This is a genomic window from Harryflintia acetispora, assembly GCA_004340125.1.
Lineage (GTDB): Bacteria > Bacillota > Clostridia > Oscillospirales > Ruminococcaceae > Harryflintia > Harryflintia acetispora.
The window spans coordinates 14,367-35,937 of the sequence record SLUK01000008.1 but is presented as its reverse complement, the minus strand read 5'-3'; the positions used below and the strand labels follow the sequence as shown (position 1 = coordinate 35,937).

Annotated in this window: 14 protein-coding genes; all 14 read left to right on the top strand. The window is 60.5% G+C overall.

Features of this window, described 5'->3' with window-relative positions; translation table 11 throughout:
• Positions 1-8: 8 nt before the first annotated feature.
• The 14 genes from EDD78_RS09455 to fusA all read left to right on the top strand — a co-directional run bounded on the left by EDD78_RS09455 (position 9) and on the right by fusA (position 21,516).
• Entirely contained in the window at positions 9-1,949 is a 1,941-nt protein-coding gene (locus EDD78_RS09455; protein ID WP_079699753.1) for a V-type ATP synthase subunit I, read from the top strand.
• A 39-nt stretch (positions 1,950-1,988) separates the two neighbouring features.
• Positions 1,989-2,411 carry an ATP synthase subunit C gene (locus EDD78_RS09450; protein WP_079699752.1) on the top strand — a complete coding sequence of 141 codons (423 nt, stop codon included), beginning with the start codon at positions 1,989-1,991 and terminating at the stop codon, positions 2,409-2,411.
• Positions 2,412-2,432: 21 nt separating this feature from the next.
• Positions 2,433-2,741: a V-type ATP synthase subunit F gene (locus EDD78_RS09445; RefSeq protein WP_079699751.1), complete on the top strand. Its 309-nt coding sequence runs from the start codon at positions 2,433-2,435 to the stop codon at positions 2,739-2,741.
• A 33-nt stretch (positions 2,742-2,774) separates the two neighbouring features.
• A complete protein-coding gene (locus tag EDD78_RS09440) occupies positions 2,775-3,374 on the top strand; it encodes a V-type ATP synthase subunit E (protein ID WP_079699750.1) in 600 nt (199 codons plus the stop codon).
• Between the two features lie 19 nt (positions 3,375-3,393).
• Positions 3,394-5,148: a V-type ATP synthase subunit A gene (locus EDD78_RS09435; protein ID WP_132084777.1), complete on the top strand. Its 1,755-nt coding sequence runs from the start codon at positions 3,394-3,396 to the stop codon at positions 5,146-5,148.
• Positions 5,149-5,151: 3 nt separating this feature from the next.
• The gene (locus EDD78_RS09430; RefSeq protein WP_132084776.1) at positions 5,152-6,573 is read left to right on the top strand and encodes a V-type ATP synthase subunit B; all 1,422 of its coding nucleotides are present in this window, start codon (positions 5,152-5,154) and stop codon (positions 6,571-6,573) included.
• A gap of 30 nt (positions 6,574-6,603) precedes the next feature.
• Positions 6,604-7,224 carry a V-type ATP synthase subunit D gene (locus EDD78_RS09425; RefSeq protein WP_079699747.1) on the top strand — a complete coding sequence of 207 codons (621 nt, stop codon included), beginning with the start codon at positions 6,604-6,606 and terminating at the stop codon, positions 7,222-7,224.
• A 222-nt stretch (positions 7,225-7,446) separates the two neighbouring features.
• A complete protein-coding gene (locus EDD78_RS09420; RefSeq protein ID WP_132084775.1) occupies positions 7,447-8,658 on the top strand; it encodes a hypothetical protein in 1,212 nt (403 codons plus the stop codon).
• Between the two features lie 235 nt (positions 8,659-8,893).
• Complete coding sequence (locus EDD78_RS09415; RefSeq protein WP_132084774.1) at positions 8,894-10,210, top strand: GLUG motif-containing protein; 1,317 nt, start codon at positions 8,894-8,896, stop codon at positions 10,208-10,210.
• 458 nt (positions 10,211-10,668) lie between these two features.
• Positions 10,669-14,397, top strand: coding sequence for a DNA-directed RNA polymerase subunit beta (rpoB, locus tag EDD78_RS09410; RefSeq protein ID WP_079699744.1), 3,729 nt, complete (start codon positions 10,669-10,671; stop codon positions 14,395-14,397).
• Positions 14,398-14,456: 59 nt separating this feature from the next.
• Positions 14,457-18,065 carry a DNA-directed RNA polymerase subunit beta' gene (gene rpoC / locus EDD78_RS09405; protein WP_132084773.1) on the top strand — a complete coding sequence of 1,203 codons (3,609 nt, stop codon included), beginning with the start codon at positions 14,457-14,459 and terminating at the stop codon, positions 18,063-18,065.
• 228 nt (positions 18,066-18,293) lie between these two features.
• Positions 18,294-18,719 carry a 30S ribosomal protein S12 gene (gene rpsL, locus EDD78_RS09400; RefSeq protein ID WP_079699742.1) on the top strand — a complete coding sequence of 142 codons (426 nt, stop codon included), beginning with the start codon at positions 18,294-18,296 and terminating at the stop codon, positions 18,717-18,719.
• A 148-nt stretch (positions 18,720-18,867) separates the two neighbouring features.
• Positions 18,868-19,338 (top strand): 30S ribosomal protein S7, encoded by a 471-nt coding sequence (gene rpsG, locus EDD78_RS09395; RefSeq protein WP_079699741.1) that lies wholly within the window; start codon positions 18,868-18,870, stop codon positions 19,336-19,338.
• 96 nt (positions 19,339-19,434) lie between these two features.
• Positions 19,435-21,516, top strand: coding sequence for an elongation factor G (gene fusA, locus EDD78_RS09390; RefSeq protein ID WP_079699740.1), 2,082 nt, complete (start codon positions 19,435-19,437; stop codon positions 21,514-21,516).
• Positions 21,517-21,571 lie beyond the last annotated feature (55 nt).

The following is a 21,571-nucleotide window of genomic DNA, read 5'->3' as shown; positions in this document are numbered from 1 at the left end:
GAAAAATCATGGCGATTGAAAAGATGGATCTGGTCAACATCAAGGGACCTTTAAATAAACTTGACGACACGATCCTCAAATGCTCCGACCTCGGGTGTTTTCATCCAAAGAACATCACCCCGGCGTCCCTTGCAGGCAGCAAGTTCGAGGAGCTGGAGTATAAAAACCCGTATCAGAAGCTGCTCTCGCGCATGGTGACCCTGGCGGGGGACGCCGGGATCGAGCTCAAATACGGGGATATTGAAAACCTGGTGGTGGACCGGCAGGAGGTCAAGGCCTTCGTCAGCGAGTTCTCCGAGCGCTTTCTCACCCTGCAGGCCCAGCGCGGCGAGCTGCAAAAGAACATCGAGCAGCACCGCAACGCGCTGATCCACCTGCGCCACCTGGAGGGGATGGAGGTCAGCTTCGACAAGATCTTTTCCAACCAGTATATCAAGGTGCGCTTCGGGCGGCTGCCGCTGGACAGCAACCGCAAGCTCTCCTATTACAACCACAAGATGTTTTTCTTCTTCCCCTTCGACAAGGACGAGAGCTATCTGTGGGGGGTGTACTTCACCACCAACGAATACGCCCAGGAGGTGGACGACATCTTCTCCGCCCTGTTCTTCGAGCGGGTGCGCATCCCCGACTATGTCCACGGCACTCCGCAGCTCGCCATCGACCTGCTGGAGACCCAGTATAAGGACGAGACGCAGAAGTTTGACACGGTGCAAAAGCAGATCGAGACGCTGGTCTCGGAGAACAAGGCGCGGTTTCTGGACTACTACCGCCAGGTGCGCTTTTTGTGCAGCACCTTCGACCTGCGCAAGTACGTGGGCGTGGCCAATGGGATGTTCTACATGGTCGGCTTCATCCCGAAGGGCAACGAGAAGCGCTTTTCCGAGACGCTGCGCGCCATCGACGGGCTGACGGTCGACCTCATGCCCGAGGACAACGACAAGCGCTTCCAGGCGCCGACCAAGCTGAAAAACAACTGGTTCGTGCGCCCGTTCGAGATGTTCGTCAAGATGTACGGCATCCCCTCTCACAAGGACATCGACCCCACCCCCTATGTGGCGATCGTTTACACCCTGCTCTTCGGCGTGATGTTCGGCGACCTCGGGCAGGGGCTGCTGCTCTCGCTGGCGGGTGCGCTGATGTGGCGGTTTAAAAAGATGGAGCTCGGGCCGATCGTCACAAGGATCGGGTTCTCCTCCGCCTTCTTCGGGCTGCTCTACGGCTCGGTGTTCGGCTTCGAGCATGCGCTCGACCCGCTCTACCACGCCCTGGGCTTTAGCGGGAAGCCGATCGAGGTGATGGACGCCGGGACGATCAACATGCTCCTGATCGGCGCGGTCGGGATCGGCGCGCTGATCATCATGGTGTCGATTCTGATCAACATCGTTTTGGGCTTCAAGCAGCACGACATGGACCGGGCCATTTTTTCGCAGAACGGTTTGGCGGGCCTGGTGTTCTACGGCACGGTGCTTTGTGGGGTGCTGGGCATGCTCACCGGTACGAGCGTTTTAAACCCGGTGGTGATCGCTTTGGGGATCGTGCTGCCCATCCTGCTCATCTTCTTTAAGGAGCCGCTCGGCAAGCTCGCGCGCGGCGAGCGCAAAATCAGCTTCGAGAGCGGGGTCGGCTCCTTCATCGCCGAGAGCTTCTTTGAGCTGTTCGAGGTGGTGCTCTCCTTCGTGGCCAACACCATGTCCTTTTTGCGTGTGGGCGGGTTCATCCTCAGCCACGCCGGCATGATGGCGGTGGTCTTCACCATCTCCTCGATGGTCTCGGCGGGCGCGAGCCCGGTGGTGATCGTAATCGGCAACCTGTTCGTCATGTGCCTGGAGGGCCTGATCGTGGGGATCCAGGTGCTCAGGCTCCAGTTCTATGAGATGTTCTCCCGCTTCTTCTCGGGGGAGGGCGAGCCGTTCGAGCCGATCTCGGTGGATATGGCCGCCGTGCAGTAAACCAAATGAAAAAATTTATCTGAGAAAGGATTTTTCATCATGTTGACTTTTATTCTTCCGGCCGTTCTCGTCGCCGCCCTGGTGCTCCCCCTGTTTGCGATCTATAAGAAGGGCAACCTCACCCGCCGTACCGTCAAGCGCAGGATGATCCTCAACCTTTGCTCCTTCGCGGTGGTCTGCGCCGCGGTGCTGCTGGTGCCGATGGCGGCGGCCGCCGCCCCGGCCGAAACGGCCGCGGCCGCCGGCAACGCGCAGGGCATGGGCTTTTTGGCAGCTGCCTTGGCCACCGGGCTCTCGGCGCTTGGCGCCGGCATCGCCGTCGCCGCTGCCGCCCCCGCCGCCATCGGCGCCTTCTCCGAGGACCCGAAGGCGTTCGGTAAGTCCCTGATCTTCGTGGCGCTGGGCGAAGGCGTCGCCATCTACGGCCTGCTGATCTCCATCCTGATCCTCAACAAAATCTAACCTTGAAATGGGGCCGCGGATATGAAATTCTTTCTGATCAGCGACAACATCGATACCCAGATGGGCATGCGCCTGGCGGGGATTCGCGGGGTGGTCGTCCATGAGCCGCAGGAGGTGCGGCAGGCGCTGGACTCGGCGATGGAGGACCGTGAGGTCGGGGTTGTGCTGATGACCCAAAAGACCCTGTCCCTCTGCCGGGAGCAGGTGTACCAGTATAAGCTGGAACGCAAATCCCCCCTGATCGTGGAGATCCCCGACCGGCATGGCTCGGGCAACATCGGGGAGAGTATCGGCGAATACGTCAAGCAGGCAATCGGCATCACAATCTAGGGGGCGCTCTCGCCCGAAAAGGAGGCATTTGGTTTGCTTTCCAACCAAGAAAAGCTACTCGAATTTCAAAAGTCGATCGACCGCCAGCTCAAGGGGCAGATCGAAAAGATCGACAGCGAGGTTACACAATACAAAGAGGCCCAGAAACAGAAGCTGCAGGAGGAGGCGAGCGCCGACTGCGAGCGCCTGGTCCAGAAGCAGGCCGCCAAGATCCGGCTGGACTACACCACCAAGCATTCCCGCCGCTACAGCGAGCTGAAAAAGCAGATGCTGCTGCGCCGGGATGAATACGTCACCAAGGTCTTCGGCGAGGTGCGCGAGCGGCTGCTGAGCTTCACCGCCTCGGCGGACTACCCGCAGTGGCTCCAGCGGAAGCTCGGCAGCGCCACCGAGGGGTACCGCTTCTCCCATCCGCGGGTCTATCTGCGCGAGCAGGACCTGGGGCAGAAGGAAAAGATCGAAAAGCTGCTGCCCGGGTGCAGCGTGCTCCCCAGTGGGGAGATCACCATCGGCGGCTTTATCATCGAGGACGAGGGAAAATCCTTCATCATCAACGAGAGCCTGGACAACACTTTACAGGAACAGAAGGAGTGGTTCTACTCCAATTCCGGGCTGCGCCTGACCCAACTTTAAGACTGGAAAGGAAAGAGACATGAGCGAAAATGTAATTTATTCGATCAATGGTCCGGTCGTGATGGTCAGGGGCACCAAGGATTTCTCGATGCAGGAGATGGTCTATGTCGGGGAGGACCGACTGATCGGCGAGGTCATCTCGATGAACGAGGAGAAGACCACCATCCAGGTGTACGAGAACACCACCGGGCTCTCCCCGCGCGAGCCGGTCTACACCACCGGCGCGCCGATCTGCGCCACCCTGGGCCCCGGGATGCTCGCCGGGATTTTCGACGGGATCGAGCGTCCGCTGAAAGCCATCGAGGAACAGAGCGGCGCTTTCATCGCCGCCGGGGCCGACGTGCCCTCGCTCGATCCTGCGCATAAATGGGAGGTCACCCTGCAGGTGAAGCCCGGCGACACACTCGAGGGCGGCATGGTCTTCGCCACCTGTCCCGAGACCGAGCTGATCCTGCATAAATCCATGGTGCCGCCCGGCGAGGGCGGGACGGTGCTCTCCGTCGTGCCAAACGGCAGCTACACCGTCGAGGACGTACTCGTCACCTATGAGGACCGCAAGGGAGAAAAAAAGGAGCTGAAGCTCGCCCAGCGCTGGCCGATCCGCACCGCCCGCCCGGTGCTCGAGCGCCTGGCCTCCAGCGTGCCGCTGATCACCGGCCAGCGGATCGTGGACACCATGTTCCCGATCGCCAAGGGCGGCACCGCCGCCATTCCCGGGGGCTTCGGCACCGGCAAGACCATGACTCAGCACCAGCTGGCCAAGTGGTGCGATGCGGACATCATCGTTTACATCGGCTGCGGCGAGCGCGGCAACGAGATGACCCAGGTGCTCGAGGAGTTCGGGGAGCTCATCGACCCCAAGAGCGGCCAGCCGCTGACCGCGCGCACCGTGCTGATCGCCAACACCTCGAATATGCCGGTCGCGGCGCGCGAGGCGTCGATCTATACCGGGGTCACCATTGCGGAATACTACCGCGACATGGGCTACCATGTGGCGATCATGGCCGACTCCACCTCGCGCTGGGCCGAGGCGCTGCGCGAAATCTCCGGGCGGCTCGAGGAGATGCCCGCCGAGGAGGGCTTCCCGGCCTATCTGCCCAGCCGGATTTCCCAGTTCTACGAGCGGGCCGGCTATATGCAAAACCAGAACGGTACCTACGGCTCGGTGTCGATCATCGGGGCGGTCTCCCCCCAGGGGGCCGATTTTTCCGAGCCGGTCACCCAGAATACCAAGCGCTTCGTGCGCTGCTTCTGGGCGCTGGATAAGACCCTGGCCTACTCCCGGCATTATCCCTCCATCAACTGGAACACCAGCTACAGCGAGTATGTGGAGGACCTGGAGAAGTGGTATAAGGACAACGTCGGGCCGAAATTCTTAAAGTACCGGCAGGAGATCACCAACATCCTGACCGAGGAAAACCATTTGATGGAGATCGTCAAACTCATCGGCGAGGATGTGCTGCCGGACGACCAGCGCCTGACCTTGGAGCTCGCGCGGGTGGTGCGGGTCGGATTTTTGCAGCAGAACGCCTTCCACGCGGACGACACCTATGTGCCGCTCAAAAAGCAGATGCTGATGATGCGCTGTATCCTGCACCTCTACCACAAGGCGGGTGCCCTGGTGCAGATGAACGTGCCGCTCTCCTCGATTTTGGAGAGTGGGCTGTGCGACAAGCTGATCAAGATGAAATACGACATCCCGAATGATCGCTATGACCTGTTCGATCAGTATTATAAGGAAATCGACGACGCGCTGGCGCGGATTGGAGGGTAAGCAGTGGGACTGGAATTCGTAGGGCTCAGCAGCATCAACGGCCCGCTGGTGGTGCTCGACCATGTGCCGGCGGTATCGAACGAGGAGATGGTCTCCCTCACCCTGGAGGACGGCACCTCCCGCCTCGGGCGGGTGGTGCAGATCGACGGGGAGCGGGTGGTCATCCAGGTCTTCGAGGGCACGAGCGGGCTGTCGATGACCAACACCAAGACCAAGCTCACCGGGCACCCCATGCAGATCCCGCTTTCGATCGAGGTGCTGGGGCGCATCTTCAACGGCTCGGGCACGCCGGTCGACGGACTCGGCGAGGTCTATGCCGAGCGGTACGCCGACGTCAACGGCGCGCCGATCAACCCGGTTTCGCGCGTCTATCCGAGAAACTATATCTCGACGGGTATTTCCTCCATCGACTGCCTGATGACCCTGATCCGGGGGCAGAAGCTTCCCATCTTCTCCGGCTCCGGCATGCAGCACAACAAGCTCGCCGTGCAGATCGTCAAGCAGGCGGGCATCGCCAGCGCCGACGGGGGGGAATCAAACTTCGGGATCGTCTTCGCGGCCATGGGCGTCAAGAACGACGTGGCCGATTACTTCCGCCGCTCCTTCGAGCAGGCGGGGGTCATGGACCGGGTGGTCATGTTTTTAAACCTCTCCAACGACCCGATCATCGAGCGCATCCTCACCCCGAAGTGCGCGCTCACCACGGCCGAGTATCTCGCCTTTGAGCACAACATGCACATCCTGGTGGTGATGACCGACATGACCGCCTACTGCGAGGCGCTGCGCGAGTTCTCCTCCTCCAAGGGGGAGATCCCGGGGCGCAAAGGATACCCCGGGTACCTCTACTCCGACCTGGCCTCGCTCTATGAGCGCGCCGGGATCATCGAGGGGCACGACGGCTCGGTCACCCAGATCCCGATTCTGACCATGCCCAACGACGACATCACCCATCCGGTGCCCGACCTGACCGGCTACATCACCGAGGGGCAGATCGTGCTCGACCGGAACCTCGACCAGACGGGGATCTACCCGCCGGTGGCGGTGCTGCCGAGCTTAAGCCGTCTGATGAAGGACGGGATCGGCGAAGGATACACCAGGGCCGACCATTCGGACGTGGCCAACCAGCTCTTCGCCTCCTACGCGAACGTGCAGGACGCCCGCTCGCTTGCGTCGGTCATCGGCGAAGATGAGCTCTCCGAGATGGACCGCAGGTACCTGGCGTACGGCAAGCTGTTCGAGAAATATTTCATCAACCAGGGGTTCGACGAGAACCGCTCGATCGAGGAGACCCTCTCTCTCGGCTGGAAGCTCCTGTCCATGCTGCCAAAAGGTGCCCTGGACCGGATCGACAACAAGTTTATCGATCAGTACTACGACGAAGAGGGCGCGAAAGAACTGCAAGCGCGGGAAGAGGAGCATGTTTAATGCCCACCGATTACGAATGGAGGTGAGGGGATGGAGCAGCCAATTTTTCCGACCAAGGGCAACCTGATCGCGACCAAGAAATCGCTCCAGCTCTCCAGCCTGGGGTTCGAGCTGCTGGACCGCAAGCGCAACATCCTCGTGCGGGAGCTGATGCTCAAGATCGACGACGCCAAGCGGATGAAAGCCGAAATCGCCGAAACCTTCGAGCGCGCGTATAAGGCGCTGGAGGAGGCGAACATCACCCTGGGGCTGGTTGAGGACGTGGCCAAGGGCGTCCCGGTGGACGACGGGCTGTCGATCGGCTACAAGAGCGTGATGGGGGTGGAGATCCCCACCGTGCAGCTCGAGGAGCGCCCGCCGGTGCTCTGCTACGGGCTGACCCAGACCAACTCCAAGCTGGACGCGGCTTATATGTGCTTCCACGAGGCCAAGCGCATGAGCGCCAAGCTCGCCGAGGTGGAAAACAGCGTCTACCGCCTGGCTTCGGCGATCTCCAAGACGCAAAAGCGGGCCAACGCCTTGCAGAACATCGTCATCCCGCGCTTTAGCCGCACCCTGAAATTTATTTCGGATGCCCTGGAGGAGAAGGAGCGCGAGGAGTTCTCCCGTATGAAGGTCATCAAGAAGCAAAAGGAAGCTCATAGCGAATAGCCCTGAATTTTAAAAAGACCGCAAGCAACGTCTGCTTGCGGTCTTGTTTTTACCTGTCTTCGCGTGCGGGTGGAGCAACAACCCCCGCTTTCGCCAATCTTTTCCTAATTATACCCTGTTCTGGTAAAAAACGCAAGGGAAAACGGCGCCCGCGAGCGGTATCCCTGTAAAACCACGGCCCCCAGAAGACGTTACTAGCGGTCTTTCTTAGGAGGCCGGAACATGAAAGTGAAAAATCTGGCAATGATTTGGGCCGCGCTGGCGTTTTCCCTGGCGCTGGCGCTGCCGGCGAACGCCGCCCCGAGCTCCCCGGGGGTGGCGGTCGAGGTGTTGGACGGCTATAGCTGCGACTACGGGGTGGACATCCCCTTTACACGCTCGGCGAGGACGCAGAACTACACCTTCGCGCTCTATGCGGGCTCCACCGCCGCCGGGACGCCGACGGTAAAGGCCGAGGTGACCATCACGCCCACGGCGCAGGTCAACGTCCACCTGCCGCTGCGCCACGATGCGGCCGCATCCTCCACCTGGACGCTTCGGGTGACGGCGCACGTCGCGCCCGGACGGGAGGCCTTTGATCGGGAGGCGAGTATTGATAAAACCTTCACCACACCGCCCTCCTGCGGCTGCGCGGCGGGGACGGCGGGGGCCTACTATGTAGGGACGGGCACGGCGGCAAGCCCGTTCCAGGTCGCCACGCCCGAGCAGCTGCAGCACGTCAACGCCCACCTGGACAAGTCCTTCCTCCAGACCAAGAACCTCGACCTCGCCTCCAGGGCCTGGACGCCGCTCGGCGGGAACGGCCTTGCCAACTTTACCGGGAGCTATGACGGAGGCGGGCACATTGTCTCGAACCTCAAGGTGAACGCCGAGATGGCCGGGCTGTTTGGCTATATCCGGGACGGCACCGTGCAAAGGCTGGGCGTCTCCCGCGGTTCGGCGACCACTTCTGGAATCCAGGGACGGTCCGGCGGCCTTGCCGCATATGCACTGGGCTCCTCCACGGTCAGCGAATGCTTTGCGGCGACCATTACCGCCTCCTCGCCCCATGTGGGCGGCGGGCTGATCGGGACCGCCGGGGAGGGGGCGCAGATTACAAACTGCTACAGTGCGGGCTGCAGCGTTTCCGCCAATTATTGCGGCGGGCTGATCGGCGCGACTGCGACGGCCTATGTCACCTACTGCCACAGCTATGGAGATGTGCTGAGCAGCTCCTTGTATTACGGAAACCTGTTCGGCTCGTTCGGCGGCGGCGGCAGCGCCAATTGCGTGTCGATGGCCCCGGCTTGCGGGCATGGCGCGGTCTCCTCGACCATCCTCGGCACGGCCGATGCGTTTAAAAAAGAGGCCAGTTTCCCGGGCTGGGACTTCTCCGCTGTCTGGCGTTTAGACAATGGGGCGATCTATCCCAACCTGCGCGCGTTTAACCATTGATACAAGCCGGCAAGGATCATCCGCCCAAAAAGACCGCAAGCAATATCTGCTTGCGGTCTTGTTTTGATCTGCTTTCGCGTGCGGGTGGAGCAAAACCTCCAAACCCTTCCAACTTTTTCTAAGTATATCCTGTTTTGGTGAAAAATGCAAGGGAAAGTGACAGCCTTCCAGGGGGTCCTACAAAAGAAAAGGTCCCTAGAAGATATTACTAGCGGTCTTTCTAGGAGGCCGAACGATGAAAGTGAAAAGCCTGGGAAAAGTCTTTGCTGCGCTGGCGTTCTCTCTGACGCTGGCACTGCCGGCGAACGCCGCCCCGAGCTCTCCGGGGGTGACGGTCGCAGTGCAGGACGGCTACAGCTGCGACTATGGGGTGGATATCCCCTTTACGCGCTCGGCGAGGACGCAGGACTACACCTTCGCGCTCTATGCGGGTTCCACCGCCGCCGGGACGCCGACGGTAAAGGCCGAGGTGACCATCACGCCCACCGCGCAGGTCAACATCCACCTGCCGCTGCGCCACGATGCGGCCGCATCCTCCACCTGGACGCTTCGGGTGACGGCGCACGTCGCGCCGGGACGGGAGGCCTTTGATCGGGAGGCGAGTATTGATAAAACCTTCACCACCCCACCCTCCTGCGGCTGCGCGGCGGGGACGGCGGGGGCCTACTATGTGGGGACGGGCACGGCGGCAAGTCCGTTCCGGGTCGCCACACCGGCGCAGCTCGCGCATGTCAACAACCATTTGACGGCAAGCTTCATTCAGACACAGGACATCAGACTCTCGGGCAACTGGACGCCGCTGGGCGGGGGCAGCTATAACAAGTTTACCGGGGTTTACGATGGAAAGGGTTACGTGGTTCATGACCTGCAAATCAATTGCAGGCTCCCGTGCGGGCTGTTTGGTTCCATTTACGGAGCGACCGTTCAAAATCTCGGATTAGAGAGCAGTAAAACGATCCAGGGAATCTATACCGGGTCGGATAACCTCGTTGCGGTCGGCGCGCTGGTAGGATCGGCGGACCGTTCCACCATCCGGTATTGCTATGTTAATGCAAAGGTGACCGGCCCGCCGGGATATACCGGAAGCACGAGCGGTACCATATCCACCGCCGGTATGATGGTCGGCAATGCGGAAAACGGGACACTCGTTTCCAATTGTTATGCCTATGGCCAGCTCACCAATTCGAATTGGCACGGCGGCGGCTTGGTCGGCCGCAGCAATACGGGAATGACCATTGAAAACTGCTATGCCGTGACGGGCGTACCCAACGGCCACCCACAGGGAACCGGTGGACTGCTCGGTTATAGCGCGGTTCCAGGCAGTACTCCCATCAGGTGTTCCTATTGGCTCAATGGCCAGGCTCTGGCGGCGGGCAATAACTCGGCCAGCCTGACCTCGGTATCGAGGCTGACCGCCGGCTCCCAGCTTGCGAGCCAGGGCACCTTCTCGGGCTGGGACTTTTCAAATGTCTGGACCATAGGAAGCGTGCGGGACATAAATTATACCGGGTCGACCTATACGGCTCCGGTGCTGCGCGTGTTTAATCATTAAATAAAAGCCCCCGTGCCGCATTGCGGCACGGGGGCTTTGTCGTTTGATCAAAATGACGGCAGGGCAGGGGGGCCTGCATATTTTATGTAGGAGCGCCCAATATTATACATTTGAAGCAATATTTTGCAGGAATTCATTCAAATCCGGGTTTTTTTCGGATTCGTCAGATTAGCTATTGACAACTGTAATATCCTGTAATATAATAGTATACTGTATCAAAATGGCTTTTTATACCTTCTAAGGAATATATAATAGCACATCTGTTGCTAAAGTTCAATACCTGCGGAAGGGATAATCGGCCTGATTTCAGTCAATCTGCTAAAAGCGAATTCGGATTTTTGGGAAGCTATGCCTGCCGCGCCCGCAGGGTGCGGCGCCAAGGCAGGATGAATTTGTAAAAATTGGCGAACTTTTGCAGAGGAAACCGTATAAATATGCGAACAGGAGTGAGTGAGCCTATGGTGAATGTCAAGCCGGTGCAGCTGGGAAAGACCACCCGCATGAGCTTTTCCCACATCAATGAAGTCTTGGACATGCCCAATCTGATCGAAGTTCAGAAGAACTCTTACCGGTGGTTCCTGGAAGAGGGCCTCAAGGAAGTTTTTCGGGACGTGTCCGAGATTACCGACTACCAGGAGAATCTGGTCCTTGATTTTATCGATTATCGGCTGGACGACAAACCGAAGTACACCATTGCCCAGTGCAAGGAGCGCGACGCCACCTATGCGGCGCCCCTGAGGGTGCGCGCGAGCTTGCTCAACAAGGAGACCGGCGAGGTCAAGGAGCAGGATATCTTCATGGGGGATTTCCCGCTGATGACTGACAGCGGCACCTTCATTATCAATGGCGCCGAGCGGGTCATCGTCTCCCAGCTGGTCCGTTCCCCGGGCGTTTATTACTCCTCCTCGCGGGACAAGACCGGCAAGGAGCTGTTTGCCGCGACCGTCATCCCCAACCGCGGCGCTTGGCTGGAGTACGAGACCGATTCGAGCAACGTGTTCTATGTGCGGATCGATAAAAACCGCAAGCTGCCCATCTCCACCTTCATCCGGGCGCTGGGGCTTTCCTCCAATGCGGAGATCCTCGAATATTTCGGGGAGACCGAGCTCATGCTCGCCACCCTCGAGAAGGACAGCACCCAGAACAAGGAAGAGGCGCTGCTCGAGGTTTACCGCAAGCTGCGCCCGGGCGAGCCGCCGACGGTGGACAGCGCCCAGAGCCATATCAACGCGCTCTTCTTCGACCCCAGGCGGTACGACCTGTCCCGCGTGGGCCGCTATAAGTATAATAAAAAGCTCTCTTTGGCCACCAGGATCGCGGGGCACAAGCTGACCCAGCCCGCCATTGATCCGCTGACCGGGGAGCTGCTCGCCGAGCCCGGCGAGATCCTCACCCGCGAAAGGGCGCATGAGCTGGACAAAAAGGGCGTCGCCGTCGCCTTCATCGAGGTGGGCGAGCAGGAGCTCAAGTGCATTTCCAACAATATGGTGAATATCCACGATTTCGTGGATTACGACCTTACGGGTCTGGGGATCAACGAGAAGGTGCGCTTCGTGGTCCTCAAGGAGCTGCTCGAAGCGAACCTTTCCGAGGAGGAATTCAAGGAGCAGGTCCGCCTGCGCCGGGATGAGCTGATCCCCAAGCACATCATCCTCGACGACATCTTCGCCACCATCAACTACATGACCGGCCTCGGCTACGGGATCGGCACCAAGGACGACATCGACCACCTGGGCAACCGCCGCATCCGTTCGGTGGGCGAGCTGCTCCAAAACCAGTTCAGGATTGGTTTTTCCAGAATGGAGCGGGTTATTCGCGAGCGGATGACCACCCAGGCCCAGGACATGGACGTGGTGACCCCCCAGGCGCTGATCAACATCCGCCCGGTGGTCGCCTCGATCAAGGAGTTTTTCGGCTCCTCGCCGCTTTCGCAGTTCATGGACCAGACCAACCCCTTGGCCGAGCTGACCCACAAGCGCCGCCTCTCGGCGCTGGGCCCGGGCGGCCTGTCCCGCGACCGCGCCGGATTCGAGGTGCGCGACGTGCACTACAGCCATTATGGCCGCATGTGCCCGATCGAGACGCCGGAAGGCCCGAACATCGGCCTGATCTCGTATCTGGCGACCTTCGCCAAGATCAACGAATACGGCTTCATCGAAGCGCCCTACCGCCGGGTGGACAAGAAGAGCGGCAAGGTGCTCGACGAGGTCGTCTACATGACCGCCGACGTGGAGGACGAGTACATCGTCGCCCAGGCGAACGAGCCGCTGGATGAAAACGGCTGCTTTGCCAACGAAATGGTCAACGTGCGCTTCCGGGACACCATCCAGGAGGTTCCGCGCGACCGGGTGGACTTCATGGACGTCTCGCCCAAGATGGTGGTCTCGGTCGCGACCGCGATGATCCCCTTTTTGGAGAACGATGACGCCAACCGCGCGCTGATGGGCTCCAACATGCAGCGCCAGGCGGTTCCGCTCCTAAAGCCCCAGGCGCCGGTCGTCGGCACCGGGATGGAATACAAGGCCGCCGTGGACAGCGGCGTGGTGGTGCTGGCGAAAAACGGCGGCACCGTGCAGAAGGTGAGCGCCGACAAGATCGTGGTGCGCACCGACGAGGGCGAAAACGACACCTACGACCTGATCAAGTTCCTGCGCTCCAACCAGGGCACCTGTATCAATCAGCGCCCGATTGTTGGCGTGGGCGAGCGGGTTGAAAAGGACCAGGTCATCGCGGACGGTCCGGCCACCGACCACGGCGAAATTTCGCTGGGCAAGAACGCGCTGATCGGCTTCATGACCTGGGAGGGCTACAACTACGAGGACGCGGTGCTGATCAACGAGAAGATGGTCAAGGACGACGTCTTTACCTCGATCCATATCGAGGAATACGAGATCGAGGCCCGGGACACCAAGCTCGGCCCCGAGGAGATCACCAGGGACATCCCCAATGTCGGCGAGGACGCGCTGCGCGAGCTCGACGAGCGGGGGATCATCCGGGTGGGCGCCGAGGTGCGCTCGGGCGACATCCTGGTGGGCAAGGTCACCCCGAAGGGCGAGACCGAATTAAACGCCGAGGAGCGGCTGCTGCGCGCCATCTTCGGCGAGAAGGCGCGCGAGGTGCGCGACACCTCGCTGCGGGTCCCCCACGGCGAATACGGGATCATCGTGGACGTCAAGGTCTTTACCCGCGACAACTGCGACGAGCTCTCGCCCGGGGTCAATATGGTGGTGCGCTGCTACATCGCCCAGAAGCGCAAGATCTCGGTGGGCGACAAGATGGCCGGCCGCCACGGTAACAAGGGCGTCGTGTCCCGGATCCTGCCGCAGGAGGATATGCCCTTCCTGCCGGACGGCACCCCGCTGGACATTGTCTTAAATCCCCTGGGCGTTCCGTCGCGTATGAACATCGGGCAGGTGCTCGAGGTCCATCTCGGGCGGGCGGCCGCGGCGCTGGGCTGGAAGGTAATGACCCCGGTCTTCGACGGCGCCAACGAATATGATATCCAGGACACGCTCGAGCAGGCGGGTCTTTCCCGCGACGGCAAGACCGTCCTGTACGACGGGCGCACCGGCGAGGCGTTCGACCACCCGGTCACCGTCGGCTATATGTACTTCTTAAAGCTGCATCACCTGGTCGACGACAAGATCCACGCCCGTTCCACCGGCCCGTACTCCCTGGTCACCCAGCAGCCGTTGGGCGGCAAGGCGCAGTTCGGCGGCCAGCGCTTCGGCGAGATGGAGGTCTGGGCGCTGGAGGCTTACGGCGCGGCCTACACCCTGCAGGAAATCCTGACGGTCAAGAGCGACGACGTGGTCGGCCGCGTCAAGACCTTCGAGGCCATCGTCAAGGGCAAGAACGTGCCCAAGCCCGGCATCCCCGAGGCGTTCAAGGTGCTGGTCAAGGAGCTGCAGTCCCTGGCGCTGGACGTCAACGTCCTCGACAAGGACGGCGAGGTGATCGACCTGCGCCAGTCGATGGATGACGACGACAATATGGGCATGACCCCGATCATCGACGAGACGATGGACGAAAAAGCGAATGTCGTGGCAGTGGATTCCGAGTTCGAGGACTCCTTCGGGATCGAGACGCCGGACCTGCCCGAGCGGGAGGAAGAGGACGATCTGTTCTCCCAGTTTACCGACTTCGGACTGGCTGACGAAAACGCAAGCGGCGAGGGCGAGGAATAAGCCGGCCGCGCGATGAAGCGACAGGAACGACACGATAATTTAGGAAGAAGGGGTCGCAATTGGAATTTAACGCGTTTGAATCGATTAAGATAGGACTCGCCTCTCCCGAAAAGATCCGCGAATGGTCTTACGGCGAGGTCAAAAAGCCCGAGACGATCAACTACCGCACCTTGAAGCCGGAGCGCGACGGTCTGTTCTGCGAGCGGATCTTTGGACCCACCAAGGACTGGGAGTGCTACTGCGGCAAGTACAAGCGCCTGCGCTACAAGGGCAAGATCTGTGAGCGCTGCGGCGTCGAGGTGACGCGCAGCAAGGTGCGCCGCGAGCGGATGGGCCATATCGAGCTGGCCGCCCCGGTGTCCCACATCTGGTACTTCAAGGGGACTTCCTCGCGCATGGGGCTGCTGCTCAACATGTCCCCGCGCTTACTCGAGAAGGTGCTCTACTTTGCCTCCTACGTGGTGATCGATCCGGGCATCACCAACTTAAAGAAATACACCCTCCTCTCCGAGAAGGAGTACCGCGACTTAAAAGAGGCGTATGAGGACGAGTTCCGCGCCGGGATGGGCGCGCAGGCGGTCAAGGAGCTGCTGCAGGAGATCGACCTCGAGGAGCTCTCGGTCGAGATCAAGGAGGAGCTGGAGACCGCCTCGGGCCAGAAGCGCGCAAGGCTTTTAAAGCGGCTGGAGGTCGTCGAGGCCTTCCGCCTTTCGGGCAACCGCCCAGAGTGGATGATCCTGGATGTGGTTCCGGTCATCCCGCCCGACATCCGCCCGATGGTCCAGCTCGACGGCGGCCGGTTTGCCACCAGCGACCTCAACGACCTCTACCGCCGGGTGATCAACCGCAACAACCGCCTCAAGAAGCTCTTGGAGCTCGGCGCGCCGGACATCATCGTGCGCAACGAGAAGCGCATGCTCCAGGAGGCGGTGGACGCCCTGATCGACAACGGCCGCCGCGGCCGCCCGGTCACCGGGCCCAACAACCGCCCCTTAAAGTCCCTCTCCGACATGCTCAAGGGCAAGCAGGGACGTTTTAGACAGAACCTTTTGGGCAAGCGCGTCGACTACTCCGGCCGTTCGGTCATCGTGGTCGGGCCGGAGCTGAAGATGTACCAGTGCGGGCTGCCCAAGGAGATGGCCCTCGAGCTCTTCAAGCCCTTCGTCATGAAGCGCCTGGTCGATCAGAAGGTTGCCACCAACATCAAGAATGCCCGCAAGCTCGTCGAGCGCGCCAGCGCCAAGGAGGTCTGGGACGCCCTCGAGGTGGTCATCAAGGATCATCCGGTGCTCCTCAACCGCGCGCCGACTTTGCACCGCCTGGGGATCCAGGCGTTTGAGCCGGTCCTCGTCGAGGGCCGCGCGCTCAAGCTCCATCCGCTGGTCTGCACCGCCTACAACGCCGACTTTGACGGCGACCAGATGGCGGTCCACGTTCCCCTCTCCGCCGAGGCGCAGGCCGAGGCCCGCTTCCTCATGCTGGCGGCCGGGAACCTGTTAAAGCCCTCGGACGGCAAGCCGGTCTGCGTGCCGACCCAGGATATGATCCTCGGTTCGTACTATTTGACCATGGTGCGCGAAAACGAGAAGGGCGCGGGCCACGCCTACCGCGACTACAACGAGGCGCTGATGGCCTACCAGGCCGGCGAGCTCGAGCTGCACGCGCCCATCAAGGTGCGCATGCACAAGGAGGTCGACGGCGAGGAGGTCTCCTACCTGCTGGACACCACAATCGGCCGGCTGATCTTCAACGACCCGATCCCGCAGGACCTCGGGTTTGTGGACCGCACCGACCCCGGGCACCGCTTCGATCTGGAGGTTTCCTTCCTGGTGCGCAAGAAGGAGCTCGGCAAGATCATTGACAAATGTATCCGCGTCCACGGCACCGCCAAGACCGCCGAGATGCTCGATCGGATCAAGGCGCAGGGCTTCAAGTATTCCACCAAGAGCGCCATCACCGTCGCGGTCTGCGATGCGGTGATCCCCGAGGAGAAGGCCGAGTTCATCGCCGAGGCCGAGAAGAAGGTCGCCCAGATCCGCCGCCAGTACGACCGCGGCCTCATCTCGGACGAGGTGCGCTACGAGCGGATCATCAGCACCTGGAACCAGACCACCGAGGATGTTAAGAAGGCGCTTCAGCGCTGCTTCACCGAGGATAACCCGATCTTCATGATGGCCGACTCGGGCGCGCGCGGATCGATGGAACAGATCCGCCAGCTGGCCGGTATGCGCGGGCTGATCGCCAACACCTCCGGGCGGGCGATCGAGATCCCGATCCGTTCAAACTACCGCGAAGGGCTCAACATCCTGGAGTACTTCAACTCCTCGCGAGGCGCCCGTAAGGGCCTGGCCGACACCGCGCTGCGCACCGCCGACTCGGGTTACCTGACCCGCCGTCTGGTGGACGTTTCGCAGGACGTCATCATCCGCCAGCTCGACTGCGGCACCCACGACGGGATCGAGGTCACGAGCATCTACGACTCCGGCCGTGTGATCGAGGACATCGAGGAGCGCCTGATCGGCCGCTTTGTGGCCGACGACGTGGTCCATCCCGAGACCGGCGAGGTCATCGTCGGCCGCGACAAGATGATGGACGAAAAGGATGCCAAGGCGATCACCGCCGCGGGTATAGAGAAGGTCAAAATACGCACAATATTCAACTGCGAGGCCAAGAACGGCGTCTGCGCCAAGTGCTACGGGGCAAACCTCGCCAACGGCAAGCTCGTTTCGATCGGCGACGCGGTCGGCATCATCGCCGCCCAGTCCATCGGCGAGCCGGGTACCCAGCTGACCATGCGTACCTTCCATACCGGAGGCGTCGCCTCGGCCAGCGACATCACCCAGGGTCTCCCGCGCGTCGAGGAGCTCTTCGAGGCCAGGAAGCCCAAGAGCGTGGCGATCATCTCCCACCTCGACGGCGCGGTCTCGTTCGAGCAGGACAGCAAGGGCGCCCGGATCGTGGTCGTCACCAATTCCGAGTCCGGCGAGAAGTTTGAGAAGCTGGTGCCCTTCGACAGCAAGGTGATCGTCGCCGAGGGCGATGTGATTAAGAAGGGCGACCTGATCACCGAGGGGCCGATCGACCCGAAGGAAGTGCTCCAGGTTTCGGGCGAGCTGGCCGTGCAGGAATACCTCATCAACGAGGTCCAGCGCGTCTACCGCACCCAGGGCGTTGACATCAACGACAAGCACATCGAGGTCATCGTGCGCCAGATGATGAAGAAGGTCAAGGTCGACGAGGAGGGCTCCACCGGGCTGATCTCCGGCTCGGTGATCGACAAGAGCGAACTCAAGGCCCGCAACCGCGAGGTCCGCGAGCGGATCGAGCTGGGCGAGCAGGACCTGGGCTACGCGACCTACACCCCCGAGCTGCTGGGCATCACCAAGGCCTCGATCGCGACCGACTCCTTCATGTCGGCGGCTTCCTTCCAGGAGACCACCCGCGTGCTGACCGAGGTGGCGATCAAGGGCAAGACCGATCCGCTGCTCGGACTCAAGGAGAACGTCATCATCGGTAAGCTGGTGCCCGCCGGGACCGGCATCATCAAGGATGTGGACCTCGAATTCACCGAGCCGCCCGCGCCTGTGGCGGAATATCAGCCCCTCCCGCAGGAGAGCGCCAACCCCTACCGCGCGGTGCTCGAGGACGAGGAGGTCACCATCGGCTGACGAACCGGTGTGCACGTTCGGCCCCAGGGGTGAACGGTCCTGTATAAAAGTGACTATTGACAGAGCCGCCCCCTGGTGATAAAATCTATATTTGGTATGAATCCGGAGAGTTTTGGCAAATTTTGCGCAATACTTTCAGGAAAAAACTGCTTTACCGCCCGCGGGGAAAGCCGTATACGGCCTTTCCCCGGGCTGCAAAGATAAAAAATTTTAGTAAGGAGGTGCGATATGCCGACCTTTAACCAGCTCGTACGCAAGGGCAGAGAGGTAGTCGAGAAGAAATCCACCGCTCCTGCGCTCCTAAAAGGGTGGAACGCCCAGAAGCGCACTGCGATCGATCAGAATTCTCCGCAGAAGCGCGGTGTGTGCACGGCCATCCGTACGCAGACCCCGAAGAAGCCGAACTCTGCCTTAAGAAAAGTTGCAAGGGTAAGACTTTCCAATGGAATCGAGGCCACAGCCTACATCCCGGGAATCGGTCACAACCTGCAGGAGCATAGCGTTGTGCTCATTCGCGGCGGACGTGTCAAGGACCTGCCTGGTGTGCGTTACCACATCATCCGCGGCACTCTGGATACCCAGGGCGTCAACGGAAGAAATCAGGCTCGTTCAAAATACGGTGCAAAACGTCCGAAGGCTGGTGCCAAGAAGTAATAAAATTCCCATTGGAAAAGGTCACAGTCGCACGATCCCAGGTTTTCGATAGAATGCCTCGGATTGGTGCAAACGGGAGTTTTGTCACTTTCGAGTACCGATGATATCACGGGACGAAAGTCCCGACTATGTGAAGGAGGGAAGCGAAGTGCCAAGAAGAGGTAACGTAGCAAAACGTGACGTTTTGCCGGATCCGCTTTACAATTCCAAGCTGGTCACCCGGCTCATCAACAGCATTATGCTGGATGGCAAGAAGGGTGTGTCCCAGAAGATTGTATACGGTGCGTTCGACATCGTGAAGGAAAAGACAGGCCGTGAGCCGCTCGAGGTTTTCGAGGAAGCTCTGGAAAACATCATGCCTGTTCTGGAGGTCAAGGCCCGCCGTGTGGGCGGCGCGACCTACCAGGTCCCGATGGAGGTTCGCCCGGAGCGCCGTCAGACCCTTGGTCTGCGGTGGCTGACTTCTTACGCAAGAAACCGCTCGGAGAGAACCATGCGCGAGCGTCTTGCCGGTGAGATTGTCGATGCGATCAACAATATGGGCGGCGCGGTGAAAAAGCGCGAGGATACCCACAAAATGGCCGAAGCCAACAAGGCTTTCGCTCACTACAGATTCTAAAATGGGGCCATTTTCGGCTCCGCGCGCCGCAGGGCGCCACCCTGGCGGGAAGGGCTACCTTCCCTACGAATTCTATTGTTTTAGCAGGAGGTCAATATGCCAAGAGACGTATCCCTGGAATTAACCCGCAATATCGGCATAATGGCTCACATCGACGCCGGTAAGACCACCACGACCGAGCGTATCCTTTACTATACGGGGATCAACCACAAGATAGGCGAGACCCATGAGGGTAATGCTACCATGGACTGGATGGAGCAGGAGCAGGAGAGAGGTATCACCATTACCTCCGCTGCCACCACCTGCTACTGGAAGAACCATCGTATCAACATTATCGACACTCCGGGCCACGTTGACTTCACTGTTGAGGTAGAGCGTAGCTTACGCGTACTCGACGGCTCGGTTACCGTAATGTGTGCGAAGGGCGGTGTTGAGCCGCAGTCTGAGACCGTTTGGCGCCAGGCTGACAAATACCATGTTCCGAGAATGATCTATGTCAACAAGATGGACATCCTCGGGGCCAATTTCTACAATGTTTTGGACATGATCCACGACCGCCTCAAGTGTAACGCGGTGCCCATTCAGCTCCCGATCGGGGAAGAGCAGTTCTATAAAGGGCTGATCGACCTGCTGGAGATGAAGGCCTACGTTTACTACGACGATCTCGGAAAGGACATCCGCGTTGAGGAGATCCCGGAGGAGATGAAGGAGAAGGCGGAGGAATACCGCGTAAAGCTGCTCGAGGCGGTTGCCGAGCAGGACGAGGGGATCATGGAGAAGTACCTCGAGGGCGAGGAAGTCCCCATCGAGGACATCAAGAGAGTCATCCGCCGGGCGACCATCGCCAACGAGATGGTGCCGGTCACCTGCGGTACCTCCTATAAGAACAAGGGCGTGCAGAAGCTCCTCGACGCGATCGTGGATTACATGCCCTCCCCGGTCGACATCGACCACATCACCGGCACCAATCCCGAAACCGGCGAGACCGAGACCCGACCGACCGACGACGACGAGCCGTTCTCCGCGCTCGCCTTCAAGATCGCGACCGACCCTTATGTCGGGAAGCTCTGCTTCTTCAGGACCTATTCCGGTACTGTCGACGCGGGCAGCGGCATTCTCAACGCCACCAAGGGTACCAACGAGCGCATCGGGCGCATCCTGCAGATGCACGCCAACCACCGCAAGGACATCGAGACCTGCTACGCGGGCGATATCGCAGCGGCGGTCGGCATCAAGCAGGTGACCACCGGCGACACGCTGTGTGATCCGAAGCACCCGATCATCCTCGAGTCGATGGAATTCCCGGAGCCGGTTATCCGCGTGGCCATCGAGCCGAAGACCAAGGCCGGCCAGGAGAAGATGGGCATTGGCCTTGCCAAGCTCGCCGAGGAGGACCCGACTTTCAGGGCCTACACCGACGAGGAGACCGGCCAGACCATCATCGCCGGTATGGGTGAGCTCCATCTGGAGATCATCGTCGACCGCCTGCTGCGCGAGTTCCGCGTCGAGGCGAATGTCGGCAAGCCGCAGGTCGCCTACAAGGAGACCGTGCGCAAGATGTCCGACGTCGACATGAAGTACTCCCGCCAGTCGGGCGGCCGCGGCCAGTACGGCCATTGTAAGATCCGGCTGTACCCGAACGAGAGCGGCAAGGGGTACGAATTCGACAACAAGATTGTCGGCGGCGCGATCCCGAAGGAGTATATCCCCGCGATCGACGCCGGTATCCAGGGCGCCATGCTCTCCGGCGTGCTCGCCGGCTATCCGGTCGTCGACGTGAGAGTCGAGCTGTACGACGGCTCCTATCACGAGGTCGATTCCTCGGAAATGGCGTTCAAGATCGCCGGTTCCATGGCCTTCAAGGAGGCCATGCGCAAGGCCGACCCGGTCATTCTGGAGCCGATCATGAAGGTCGCTGTCACCGTCCCGGTGGATTACATGGGCGATGTCATGGGCGACCTCAACGGACGTCGCGGCCAGATCCAGGGCATGGAGGAGCGCAACGGCGTACAGCAGATCAACGCCTTCGTCCCGCTGTCCCAGATGTTCGGCTACGCCACCGACCTGCGTTCCAAGACGCAGGGACGCGGCCAGTACGTCATGGAGCCCTCGCATTACACCGAGGTGCCCAAGTCGATCGCCGAATCCATCATGAGCGCCAGGGCAAAAAAAGCTTAAATTCGCTGGGACTTTTTGATAAAAATTCCCATGTAACCTGCATAAATGCTTGCAT